Here is a 13,398-nt window from a genome sequence, read left to right as displayed (position 1 = left end):
AAATTTTACAGTCTTTCTCCAAAGAAATCTATCAATTGAACAGATAGAAAAAGGAAGAAATTTTTGTTTCCTTATACGAAAAAGAAAAAACGGTATCTCCTCTGAAAGAAGATGCCGTTTTAATCTTTAAACATGATTGGTGTGTTCGACAATCCATTGCTTCATTTTGATTTGCAACCAGAAGCCATAGATTACAAACGTGATGATGGTTAGAAGAAACCACTTGATCCAGTTGCCGAATAGTTGTGCTCCAGTCCTGTCAAAGTATAGACGTTGACTATCTACTACCGTGTGTTTGGTTTGCAATTTTGCATCATGCAAACCGCCTAAGATGTTGCGATCCCCAAGGTAAGCCCGAAAACTATGGCTACTAAGATAGAGTATCCAATATAATCTAGGATTCCTCCGTCAAAATAACTTTCTTTCATTTTTACCTCTTTTATTTTTTGACTATATTCTAGTCGTTTCCTAGTGTAACATTTTTTACATCTGGACAATCTTACGGTAACTTCTAGACGTTATCATAAAAATAGAGATATCGACTAAAACAAAAGTTCCACAGATGGATAAGGTTATCATCAACTATGCTCACTCAATTATCAGATTCCTATTGGAAAACTTGATGCGAACGGTTGTTCCTATCCCAACCTCAGACTCGATACGAATCTGGTGGCCCAGCTCTTCAGAAATTTTCCTGGATAGGTAGAGGCCAAGTCCAGATGACTGCTGGGTCAAACGCCCATTGTAGCCTGAAAAACCACGTTCAAAGACTCGGAGTACATCGCTGTTTTTAATCCCGATTCCCGTATCCTTGATACAGAGCTCCTGGCCTTCCATATAAATCTCTAGCCCACCTTCCTGGGTGTACTTGAGGCTGTTTGAAAGGATTTGTTCAATGACGACCAACAACCACTTCTTATCGGTCACGATAATTTTGTCAAGGTCATGGAGGTTGACCGTCAGTCCCTTTTGGATAAAGAAAAGTGCGTACTTACGAACCATCTCCTTGACCAAGTCCTCCACTTGAACCTGTTCAAAGACCAAATCATCGTGAAAACTCTCTAAACGCAGGTACTGCAAAACCAGGTTGGTATAGGAGTCAATCTTGAAAATTTCCTGTTCCAGCTGCTGCTTTACCTCCCGATCAGAGACTTCTGCTACTAAAAGGCGACTCGCTGCAATGGGCGTCTTGATCTGGTGAACCCATAAGGTGTAGTAATCAAGCAAATCCGTCAGCTTGCTCTGCGCTTCAGACTTCTTTTGATACAATTCAGACTCACGCCCTTCGAGCTTTTCTGCTAGCGCACATTCCAGAGGAGACTTGGGATTTCTCTCAGCATAGAGTACTTCCTGCCGGTAAACCTGAGCTTCTGCAAATATATCCCAAGCCAAAAATAAGAAGGTCAAAAAACTACTGAGCAGAAAGAAATAAAGAAAATAAGTTCCTAGACTAGCAAATAAAAACTGAAAGAGAAGGACGAGAAAGCCTAATGAAAAAATATAGACAAAGATGCGACTGCGAGAACGCAGATAGGCTAGAAAAAATGATTTCCAATCAAGCATGTTTCAGTCCGTATCCTATCCCTTTCTTGGTTTCGATAAACCCTGCTAAACCTTGCTCCTCCAACTTTTTGCGCAAGCGAGCAACGTTTACAGACAAGGTGTTATCATCGATGAAAAAGTCGCTATTCCAGAGTTCCCGCATCAGGTCATCACGCGCCACGATATTGCCAGCATGTTCAAACAGCACTCGCAAAATTTGAAATTCATTCTTGGTCAAACTCAGAACTTCCCCCTGATAGTGCAGGTCCATAGACTTGGTATTGAGGATCACACCCGCATACTCTAGCAGACTTTCATCACGGCCAAACTCATAGGAACGGCGCAACAGACCCTGAACCTTGGCAAGGAGGACCTGCTGGTCAAAAGGCTTAGTTACAAAGTCATCTGCCCCCATATTGATCGCCATGACAATATCCATCGCCTGGTCTCTCGAAGACAGAAACATGATGGGCACCTTAGAGATCTTACGAATCTCCTGACACCAGTGGTAACCATTAAAAAGAGGCAGACCAATATCCATGAGGACCAAATGAGGTTCTGACTGAACAAAAAGGCTCAATACTTCCATAAAATCTTCTACCAAAACGACCTCAAAGCCCCACTCAGAGAGCAGTTTCCCCACTTGTTGCCGAATAACTTGGTCATCTTCTACTAGTAAAATCTTGTGCATGCGCTCCTCCTTTGCTATTTCTCAAAGTATCAAAACTCTTCATATCAGATTTACGGATCAGTATCTCATACTGTTTAGAAGCCTATTTCCCAAATCCAGATAAGAAAACAGATGCTAAATAGAGAACATTCCCACTGATATCATACCTTATTTTTAATTATAGTTCCAGCCTTATCCTATATTTTCCTTTTTGTGCTCATTTAGTTAGCGTTTCTTTCACTTATTTAATAGATCTAGCCTTCTTATTGACAAGCTATCCATGATTTGTTAGAATATGAATGAACGAATAGATTTATTCATTCATGAAGCAAAGGAGGTTAAATCCTATTGGACAAAAAAAAATCTTTAAAGACTGCAGCCTATGAAGTTTTTTCGAAAAAAGGTTACAAGGCAACAGGTATTTCAGAAATTGCTAGGCAAGCTGGTGTTGCAGTTGGTTCTTTTTATAACTATTACGAGAGTAAAGAAGCCATTTTTCTAGACATCTATATAGATGAAAACAACCGTGTTCGCCAAGCTATGATCGAAGAACTGGATTGGGAAATTGACATGATCGACCTCATTGGTCAACTATTTGCTCAGTCCAGAACTCTCGTTTCTTCCAATAAAATCCTTGCAGAATGGTACAATCCTGCCATCGCAGATGAGTTGCACAGCTACTATTCCTCGGAAGAAGGCAAAGTCGCAAATCCTTTTCATCAGTTTCTAGTTAAAACTTTTACAAATCGTATGCAGGCTGAAGGGTACTCGCCAGAAAAGATTCAAGATATTTTACAGGTTTATAATCTGTTTTACTATATGGATATGCATATCACGGAAAAAGATTTTCCAGATATTGGCAAAACTGTTGAAATACTTGCGACCAACTTCATTAAAGGAGTTCTAAAATAAAGAATGGATTTCTTTATTTTTTTGAAAAGATATGAATGAATATTTTTATAGTTCATTCATAAAATTAAGAACAGGAGTTATAAAAAATGAAAAGAGGTAAAAAAATGTTTATTATCATTCTATCAACACTTGGAGCGCTATGTATTATAACTTGGGGTGCCATCGCTTATCTTGGACGAAGCCAGACATTATCGATAAAATCCATCGAAAACCCCAGCGGAGATCTATATTTAATTCATATCACAAAACCGAGTCATCAAATCTGGAAAGTTGGGGCTTATGCTAAGTTTGCACTCCCTGATACCTCGTCTACTGCTAGTAAATATGAAGCTAAGGGAGAGCAAACCAGTCGATGGCTAACCATTGCCTCCACACCTGATGAAGATGAAATTCTCATTTTGACTCATAATAGTGGTAGCAACTTTAAGAACACCTTGACACATTTACCATCTGGCAGTGAGATTGAGATGAGTTGGCTGGATTCCTCTTTGACTGTTAAAGATACGAATCAGCCACTAGTTTGCTTTGCATCTGATGTTGGTATTTCTGCTCTACGCCCCCTTATCAAAGAATGGTCTGGTAAAGCTCCAATTATTCTCAACCATTTTGACAAAGGAGTTACTATTTTCGATAATGAGATGAAAGAACTGGCTCAAAAAACATCGAATTTTACTTATAAAACTAGCGAGGAACTTTCTCAAAGTCAAGAATTTGTAAAACGTGCTATTGATGAATACGGCAATCAAGCCAGCTATCTCATCACAGGTCAGCCTGATGATGTAAATGAGATGAAGAATTTTTTAAAGGAAAATGGGATTGATAGCAAAAACATACAAGTAAGCTCGTTTAGAGGTTTGAAATAGGAGCAATCTATTTTCTATGTATTTCAATCCAACCCTACTAGGTCATTCGAACAAGCCCACTAGCTAATTCTAGGTAAATGTGATAGGATAAACATAGAGAAAGGAGATTTTATGGCCAATATTTTTGACTACTTAAATGATGTAGCATACGATTCCTTTTATGATCACCCCGTGAATGAGTTAGACGTTCTTGCCTTGACCGAATTAACCTATCTTCCTTTTGATGATGTAGTTACCCAAGAACCAAAGCGCCTCATAGATCTTGCACCTCAAATCCCTAGAGACACGACGATGTTGACCAATAAAAATCGTCTCCAGTTATTGAATCAGCTCGCTCAACACAAACGCTTTAAAAATTGCAAGCTCTCAGATTTTATCAACGATATCGATCCTGAATTGCAAAAACAGTTTGCAGCCATGACTTATCGTATCAGTCTCGATACCTATTTGCTTGTTTTTCGTGGGACGGATGATAGTATCATCGGTTGGAAAGAAGATTTCCATATGACCTATATGAAGGAAATCCCTGCTCAAAAACATGCCCTCCAATATTTGGAGAACTTTTTTGCTCAACATCCTAAGCAAAAGGTTATCCTAGCAGGGCACTCAAAAGGGGGCAATTTAGCTGTCTATGCTGCCAGTCAACTTGATCCAAACTTGCAGAAAAACATTATCTCTGTCTATACTTTTGATGCCCCTGGGCTTCACAAGGAACTAACCGAAACACCAGGCTATCAAAACATGATGGAAAGAACGAAAGTGTTTATCCCGCAAGGGTCTATCATCGGAATGATGTTGGAAATTCCGGACAAAAAAATCGTCGTTCGAAGCACCGCCTTAGGTGGCCTTGCTCAGCACGACACCTTTAGTTGGCAGGTTGAAGACAAACACTTTGTCCAACTAGACGAGACCAATAGTGACAGCCAACAAGTCGACACTACTTTCAAGGAATGGGTTGAAACGGTCCCTGATACGGAACTGCAGCTCTACTTTGACCTCTTTTTTGGAATCATTCTTGATGCAGGCATCTCCTCTATCAACGACCTCTCTTCCTTCAAGGTCATTGAACACGTTCACCATCTCTTTGTCCAAGCCCAATCCCTCACTCCCGAAGAAAGAGAAACCATGGGACGCTTAACCCAACTCTTGATTGACACTCGCTACCAAGCTTGGAAAAATCGAGAATAGACAAAAACCAACTAATCTAACGATTAGTTGGTTTTTTGTTTCAGAAACTAATGGATACTACTTAGAATCTCGAGTATAGAATTAGTCTTCTTTTTTCTTGCGAGACACAAGTCCAAATCCGCTCATCAAACCAAGTACTCCTAGAGCTGCCAAAGCTGCATGATCTTCCGTACCAGTATTAGGTAATTCTTTGGTTGCTTTAGTAGTTGGAGATTGCTCAGTCGGCTTTTGTTGAGGGGCAGTAACAACTTTTTCGTAGACATGTTCTGTGTCGCCGTTTGGAAGTTTCTTAGTCTCTACGAAGCGGTAGCCTGGAATATCTTTCTTAGGTTGTTCACCGTCTTCGGTTGGATGTCCTGGAATTTCATTGCCTTCCTTATCCTTATGACTAGTCTTAACCTTCTCATAAACATGTTCTGTGTCGCCGTTTGGAAGTTTCTTAGTCTCTACGAAGCGGTAACCTGGAATATCTTTCTTAGGTTGTTGGCCGTCTTCGGTTGGATGTCCTGGAATTTCATTGCCTTCCTTATCCTTATGACTAGTCTTAACCTTCTCATAAACGTGTTCTGTGTCGCCGTTTGGAAGTTTCTTAGTCTCTACGAAGCGGTAACCTGGAATTTCCTTCTTAGGTTGTTCACCGTTTTCGGTTGGATGGCCTGGAATGTCATTGCCTTCCTTATCCTTATGACTAGTCTTAACCTTCTCATAAACGTGTTCTGTGTCACCGTTTGGAAGTTTCTTAGTCTCTACGAAGCGGTAACCTGGAATATCTTTCTTAGGTTGTTCACCGCCTTCGCTTGGATAACCTGGAATGTCATTGCCTTCCTTATCCTTATGACTAGTCTTAACCTTCTCATAAACGTGTTCTGTGTCACCGTTTGGAAGTTTCTTAGTCTCTACGAAGCGGTAACCTGGAATATCTTTCTTAGGTTGTTCACCGTCTTCGGTTGGATAACCTGGAATTTCATTCCCTTCCTTATCCTTATGACTAGTCTTAACCTTCTCATAAACGTGTTCTGTGTCACCGTTTGGAAGCTTCTTAGTCTCTACGAAGCGGTAACCTGGAATATCTTTCTTAGGTTGTTCACCGTCTTCGGTTGGATAACCTGGAATTTCATTCCCTTCCTTATCCTTATGACTAGTCTTAACCTTCTCATAAACGTGTTCTGTGTCACCGTTTGGAAGTTTCTTAGTCTCTACGAAGCGGTAACCTGGAATATCTTTCTTAGGTTGTTCACCGTCTTCGGTTGGATAACCTGGAATGTCATTCCCTTCCTTATCCTTATGACTAGTCTTAACCTTCTCATAAACGTGTTCTGTGTCGCCGTTTGGAAGTTTCTTAGTCTCTACGAAGCGGTAGCCTGGAATATCTTTCTTAGATTGTTCACCGTCTTCGGTTGGGTGGCCTGGAATTTCATTGCCTTCCTTATCCTTATGACTAGTCTTAACCTTCTCATAAACGTGTTCTGTGTCGCCGTTTGGAAGTTTCTTGGTCTCTACGAAGCGGTAGCCTGGAATATCCTTCTTAGGTTGTTCGCCGTCTTCGGTTGGATAACCTGGAATGTCATTGCCTTCCTTATCCTTATGACTAGTCTTAACCTTCTCATAAACGTGGACCACATTGCCTTTTTCATCAACCTTAGTTTCAACAATTTTATATCCTGGAATATCTTTCTTAGGTTGCGAACCATCTTCACTTGGTGCTAGGATATTTCCTTTAGTATCAACAAATGAAGTATTCGGACGTACAGTAGGGATGTATTTAGCTGTAATTGGGGTTCCATTCTTATCAACACGTTTAACTGTTACTCCAGTTGCTCGACCTACAAATTCTGGCTCTGGTGTGAAAGTAACTTTTCCAGCTTCATCAATAGTATATGTACCCTCACCTGGTACCTTCTTCTCTGTTGTACCATCGTCAAAGGTCGGCTTAACTGTTTCATCAATTTCTACCGGAATTTCTTTACCATTGATTGTTACTTTTCCGCCTTCAAATGTTGGTGTTCCTGATTGAGGTTGTCCTTTCGGACCTTCTGATTCAGAATCTTTTGAAGTAGGTGTAACCGGGATAACAACTGGGGTATACTTAGCTGTAATTGGGGTTCCGTTCTTATCAACACGCTTAACAGTCACACCTGTTGCTTGACCTGTAAATGTCTTCTCGGGAGTAAAGGTTACTTTTCCAGTTTCATCAATAGTATATGTACCTTCACCTGGAATTGTCTTCTCTTTTGTACCATCATCAAACGTTGGTTTGACTGTTTCATCAATTTCAACAGTTTTCTCAATACCATTAACTTTGACTTTTCCACCTTCAAATGTTGGTGTTCCTGATTGAGTTGCACCCTGAACATCTGTTGTAATAACATCCGAACTTGTTGGAGTTGCTGGTTTAACAACTGGAGTGTATTTAGCTTTTACAGGAGTTCCATTCTCATCTACACGTTGTACTTCTACACCTGTTCCTTTTCCAGTAAATTGTGGTTCTGGCTTAAATTCTACCATACCATTATTTACAGTATAAGTTCCTTCGCCTGGAATGACAATTGGTTGATCTGTTGGTTTTCCTGTTTTTGGATCAATAAGTTCAAGACCCTTGGCTTCATCAATAGGAACAATTTTTTCCACTCCATTAACAGTAACCCTACCACCTAGGAATGTAGGCACTCCTTTTTGAGTTGCACCTTGAATGTCTTCTGTAACAGCATCAGTAGCTGTTGGAATTGCTGCCTTAACAACTGGAGTGTAGCTTGCTGTAACGGGGGTTCCATTCTTGTCTTCACGTAAAACTTCAACGCCTGATGCTTGACCTGTAAAGGTTTTTTCAGGAACAAAGGTTACTGTTCCGTCCGGTGCTACAGTATAAGTACCTTCACCCGGAATAGTGATAGAATCCACAACATTTCCAGTTTTAGAATCAATCAATTTAGCTGGAACAGTGTCATTCATCTCAACAGTAACTTCTTTTCCATTGACAACTGCAGTTCCACCTTGGAATTCTGGTTTTCCAGTTTGAGTTGCACCTTGAACATCTTCAGAAGTCGCAGGAACTCCAATAGGATTTACTGGGATAATTTGTGGCGTGTAAGTTGTCGTCACTTTAGTTCCATTTTCATCTTCTGCTTGCACAGTTGCTGGAGTAACCTTACCAGAATACAATTTATCCGTTGGACTAAAGGTTACCTTTCCAGTTGTTGGATCAATAGAGAATGTACCAATTTCAGTAGTCCCATCTTCAGCATAAGCTGGAGTTGTCTGACCTGCAGGAACTTCATTTCCTTCTTTATCAAGAAGTTTTACTGAACCTTGTTTAATTGGTGCAATTGCATCACCTTGAACAAATGTAGGAGTGCCTGTTTGTGTTGCTCCTTGAATATTTTCAGAAGTTGCTGGAGTTGCTGTTGGTGTAACTGGCGTAATCAATGGTGTGTAAGTTGTTTCAACCGAAATACCATTTTTATCTTTAGCCTGTACACGCACAGGTTGAACTTCACCACTATAAGTCTTATCAGTTGGGGTAAAGACTGCAACGGCTTGTTCACCAACTGTTTTCAGAGTATATGTACCAATAACATTTCCACTAGGGTCTTTAGCTGGAACAGATGTTGCTGGAGTTCCGGTTTCATCTAAAAGAGTGAAAGTAGCTGGGTCAATATCTACAGTCACCTGTTTACCATCCAGTGTAGTCGTACCACCATTGAATGTTACTGTACTTTCTTGAGTTGCTCCTTGGACATCAACTGACTTAGCAGGTTCTGCTGTTGGAGTAACACCTACAATATGTGGAGTATAAGTTGTCTTAACTTTTGTACCATTCTCATCTTCAGCCTGAACTGTTGCAGGTTGGACTTTACCTTTGTAAGTCTTATCGGTTGGACTGAATGTTACAGTATTTGAAGTTGGGTCAATTGTATATTCCCCTACTTTGTTACCATTCTCATCCAAAGCATCTACTGAAGCTCCAGGTGCTACCGGAGTACCATTCTTATCAAGAAGAACAGCTGAGTTCGGCTTGATTGGAGCAACAGAGTGTCCTTCTTTGAATGCTACCGTTCCTGTTTGAGTAGCGCCTTGGATACCAGTTGATTCTGCAGGAGTTGCTGTTGGAGTAACTGGTGTAACAGTTGGAGTATATGTTGCTGTCGCTGTAGTGGTAATAGGTTGTCCATCTTTATCTTGACCAAGAGTTGCTGTTAATGATACAGTCACTGGGGTTGCTGTACCTGTGAATGTTTTCAACGGAACAAATGTCACAACACCAGTTTCATTATTAATTGTGTATGTTCCTTGACCATCAATTGTTACTTGGTCAACTAACTTACCAGTGGTAGGATCTACCAACTTAGCAGGTGAAGTAGCACTTGGTGCCACAGGTGAGCCATCACCAACAGATGTAAAGGTTGGAGTACCTGTTTGAGTCGCTCCTTGAACATCTGTGGATGTTACATTATGACCTTCAATCGTGTCTGTTACTGTAATGTGGTAAGTTGTTGTAGCGGTTGATGAGCCAGCCCCATGATCCACACCAGATTCAGTTCCACCTATTGTAGCATCTGTTGTGTAATTGCCATTACTATCAATAACTTCAACTGTTACTGTATAGACTCCCACTTCACTCAGTGTATAACCACTAGCAAGATTATAGTTGTTTGCATCTTGTTTAGTGTCATAAACCTTCTGAACTCCTGAAGGAGATGTTACTGTAATACGAGTAATGTAAGTTGTTTTTCCGTACTTAGTATCTTCTGCATCAGAGATTGTCACTGCAGCTTTTGCTTCATTACGGAGATCTACCGCAGTTCCTTTAGTAGAAGTATAATCTTGTGAGCTTGCAGTTGGTTTCGTATTGACAACAGTCGCTACATCTGAGTTAGTTGCGATTGTTCCTCTAATGATTCCACCAAAACCTGATTTAGTATGAACTTCCCATGAATCATCACCCAACTTTTTAGCAGTAACTTCTGTTCCATCTGATGATGTCCATGTGTTTGAATGTTTGTCAAAAGTAATAGTTACTGACATACCATCGCCAGCTTGGTTAGTATTTTGAGAAACATATTCCGTCATTGGACGATCAGGAGTAGTTACACTGGTTACATTTCCATCTTTATCAAGTTGACGAGTATATTCGTAAATGAAGAATTTCATACCGCCATCTAGTTTCGCTTCAGTGTATACTTGGCGTTTCGTCCAAGTTGTAGTCCCATCTCCATTTGCTGTTTTCACTTCGGCATAGTCAGCAGGAAGCTCCCAGTGACCAGATGTACTATTTAAAACTGCAGTGTGTTTTTGCCCATCAGTTCCATTCAATTCAACTCGCTCACGTAAGAAAGTTCCCTTAACATTTTCAGCTGATGCTTCTACTTTGATATTATCAACACCAACTTTTGCAGTTGCTTCTGACGTGACTGGAATATTAAAGACGGTATTTGAATCTACAGCACCTAGTTCTTGATTTTCAGTAACCGCAGTATTGGTTGAACCACTATCTACAAGCCATTTACCATTAACGGCTTTCAAGTTTGTTACAGTTCCATCTGGCATTGTAACCTTAGCACTTGTAGCACCTTTCGAGATTTTAACAGGAACTGTTGTTGAATAGGTTTCAACGTTTTGAACTTCAACTTTAGGCTTAACAACTACAGTAATAGAACCGTGAGCCTCTTGACCTGACTGATTCCATGTCGTACTATTAGATAATTTATCATAATCTTTAGCAAATACTGAAACGGTATAGATACCTGCCTCTGTCACCTTACCTCCAATGACAGCATTACCCATGTTGGTTCCAGCAGCTTTTTGCTCTTCAGCAGTACTGTTTGTTACAGTATAGTTGGTACCAGGAATCAACACTTTAGAATCATCTAATTCTGCTCCTATAGTGTTGTAGCCTGAGACACCTGTGACTGCTTTAGAAGAATTTTGACGAACTTTAACTACTTTACCTTCAGCAGTTGTATAGTCATAGTTTCCTGCTGAATTGCCAGGTATCGCACTAGCTCCCGAAGAATCATGAAAACGAAGATTGATATTCGCATCATCACCAACAGTTCTATCATAACGAGCTGAATCTGACTGAATTGTAGGAGGTGTGCTATCTTGCCAACCTACCCAACCAGCACGTAGATTCTGAATTTGGAAGGTGACAGTCCGCCCATCTGTATTCGTTGCAGTAATATTGAATCGTAAGTCATACACTCCATTTTCAATACCAGCAATTACTTTACCTTGAATGGTATCTGTCGCCTCATCATAAGCAACACCTGGTACAAGGTTAGTTGGTGTTACAGAGGTAAGACTCCAACCAGCTTGCTTAGCTTTTTCTGTAACTGCAATACGATCTTTCAAACCTTTAATATAAACTCTGTCAACTCCTTGTTCATACCCATAGCCATAAATTTCTGTAGCTAGGTATTCATAACCACCGTTAGCAGAGTATATTGACGTCGCAGCGTTTGAAATTCTTGACCCATCCGCACGGAGTTTATTTCTCCAAAGTGGTGCTTCTTCAGCTAACTTTTTAGCAGCATCAGGGGTTAATGGATAGTCTACACGTCCTTTGTTGTTATGACCAGTTTTTCCACCTTGTTCTGTATGCATCCCATTTCCAGCATTGGTATCTTCACCAGTCCGTTGATTAGAATAGACTTCTATCTCTAACCCTGTAGCATCAGTACCCGTAATTAATTTAATTTCTTGTACCGGAATTGTATAGGTATCTTTACCAGTATGATTTGAAGCGTTTGTTTCTGATGCATGAGTTGTGTTAGAACCCTCTTCGGCATAGAAATCTTGAGCAGCCAAAGCTACTCCAAAGTTTCCATCTTTTCCGATTCCTGCTTTCTTCAAATCATTGTAGACAGCAATAATGGAATCATTTAAGCGTGACAATTGATCATTGATTTGTTTAGCTGTAAGGGTATCATTCGCTAGGACTTTTTTAGTTTCTGCAATAACTTCTTTATTATTAGCTATCGCCGCCTCAATTGCCGCTTTGTTTTCAGCCTCAAGCTTATTTTTCCGGACTGCTTCAGTTGCTAAAACATTGGTTACCTCAGCTTCAGACGTAACTTGTTCTAAGACTTTTTTACCTTCTTGGACTGGTTCGACAGTTTCTTCTACTTTTTCTGCTTTTTCTGTAGCAGTGGTCGCCACTGGTTTGACTGCTGTAGTTGCTGCTGTTTCCTCAACTTGTTTCCCAGCTTCGTCTGACTCAACTACAACTGTAATCAAAGCTTCAACTTTAGCATGCTCTGCATCGATATCAGCCTGTTTTGCAGTTTCGTTTGCAAGAACTGCCTTTGCCGCAATCAATACTTCATTTGCAGTAGCTATCGCTGTTGCATCAGCTTTCTTTGCAGATGCAATCTTCGCTTCTAACTCAACTACTTTTTTAGTCAGAGCAGTCTTATCAACTTTTTTAGTCTCTACTACTTTTTCTGACGCCTTAGCTTCAGATTTCTCCGCCGTTATAGTTGACTCCGACTCCTTTGTTGCTACTGGTGTTGTCGTTGCCACTGTTGCATCTGCACCTTGTACTTCCGCTGCCGATACCGCACCATTACCTAGGAACATCATCAAACCGGCCGCAATTGCCACCGACGCTGCCCCAAAGCTGTACTTCCGAATACCATAACGAATGTACTTCTCCGTTCTAAAATCCTGTTGCTTACTCTTCATAAGATACACAACCTTCCTATTTTTATTATATCGATATTGAAATATAGAAAAAACGAAATTTCTTCCCTACTCAAAAAATGGTCCTTAAATTTCATTATTCTAAAAGGATTATATCCTCATATTCAATATGCATATTCATACTAACACTTTTCCCTATCTTTTTCAACAATTTTTATAATTTTATTTAAAATAAAATTATAATATTCAAATTATTTGATTCATAAAACTCTATTAAAACCCTTTATTTACAAGCTGTAAACCTTGTTTTTGTTATTATATGAAAATAAATAAAATACTATTTAATGTATCAAATTATTATATTTATATTTTGATACACTTCGCAAATGTTTTTTTTAACATATTTTATTTATAATTATAACTATAAAATCCAAATGCGTTCTCAATAAAAGAAACCGTATTTTTATCAGTTATTTCTTATTTGTTCTATGTTCTTATTACCATTCAACTAAAAATATAACAAGTCTTCTCACAGCAATTTCCTTCTTTTTTTAATATAAATCAACCAACCTTGAATACAAAAGA

The 13,398-nt window shown here is 39.7% G+C and carries 6 protein-coding genes and 2 pseudogenes; 3 read left to right on the top strand and 5 right to left on the bottom strand.

Annotated elements, in window-relative coordinates; translation table 11 throughout:
• Positions 1-126: 126 nt before the first annotated feature.
• From BWR56_RS02295 to BWR56_RS02285, 4 genes and pseudogenes are all read right to left on the bottom strand, one after another.
• Positions 127-428, bottom strand: a pseudogene (locus tag BWR56_RS02295) (hypothetical protein).
• A 55-nt stretch (positions 429-483) separates the two neighbouring features.
• Positions 484-582: pseudogene (locus BWR56_RS10085) on the bottom strand (peptide ABC transporter); the annotation flags it as partial.
• A 6-nt stretch (positions 583-588) separates the two neighbouring features.
• Complete coding sequence (locus BWR56_RS02290; protein WP_049505264.1) at positions 589-1,563, bottom strand: sensor histidine kinase; 975 nt, start codon at positions 1,561-1,563, stop codon at positions 589-591.
• Positions 1,556-2,233 carry a response regulator transcription factor gene (locus BWR56_RS02285; protein WP_000548981.1) on the bottom strand — a complete coding sequence of 226 codons (678 nt, stop codon included), beginning with the start codon at positions 2,231-2,233 and terminating at the stop codon, positions 1,556-1,558. The genes BWR56_RS02290 and BWR56_RS02285 overlap by 8 nt, the downstream gene beginning before the upstream one ends.
• A gap of 321 nt (positions 2,234-2,554) precedes the next feature.
• On the opposite strand from BWR56_RS02285, the gene BWR56_RS02280 reads away from it, so the two are divergent.
• The 3 genes from BWR56_RS02280 to BWR56_RS02270 all read left to right on the top strand — a co-directional run bounded on the left by BWR56_RS02280 (position 2,555) and on the right by BWR56_RS02270 (position 5,175).
• Positions 2,555-3,124, top strand: coding sequence for a TetR/AcrR family transcriptional regulator (locus BWR56_RS02280; protein WP_049505265.1), 570 nt, complete (start codon positions 2,555-2,557; stop codon positions 3,122-3,124).
• Positions 3,125-3,210: 86 nt separating this feature from the next.
• Complete coding sequence (locus BWR56_RS02275) at positions 3,211-3,987, top strand: ferredoxin reductase domain-containing protein (protein ID WP_049505266.1); 777 nt, start codon at positions 3,211-3,213, stop codon at positions 3,985-3,987.
• Between the two features lie 111 nt (positions 3,988-4,098).
• The gene (locus BWR56_RS02270) at positions 4,099-5,175 is read left to right on the top strand and encodes a DUF2974 domain-containing protein (protein WP_049505267.1); all 1,077 of its coding nucleotides are present in this window, start codon (positions 4,099-4,101) and stop codon (positions 5,173-5,175) included.
• A gap of 81 nt (positions 5,176-5,256) precedes the next feature.
• Here BWR56_RS02270 and BWR56_RS02255 read toward each other — a convergent pair whose 3' ends face one another.
• Positions 5,257-12,855: a YSIRK-type signal peptide-containing protein gene (locus BWR56_RS02255; protein WP_081390672.1), complete on the bottom strand. Its 7,599-nt coding sequence runs from the start codon at positions 12,853-12,855 to the stop codon at positions 5,257-5,259.
• Positions 12,856-13,398 lie beyond the last annotated feature (543 nt).

The organism is Streptococcus oralis, assembly GCF_001983955.1.
Taxonomy (GTDB): domain Bacteria; phylum Bacillota; class Bacilli; order Lactobacillales; family Streptococcaceae; genus Streptococcus; species Streptococcus jiangnanensis.
This window is presented reverse-complemented; position numbering and strand designations above follow the sequence as displayed.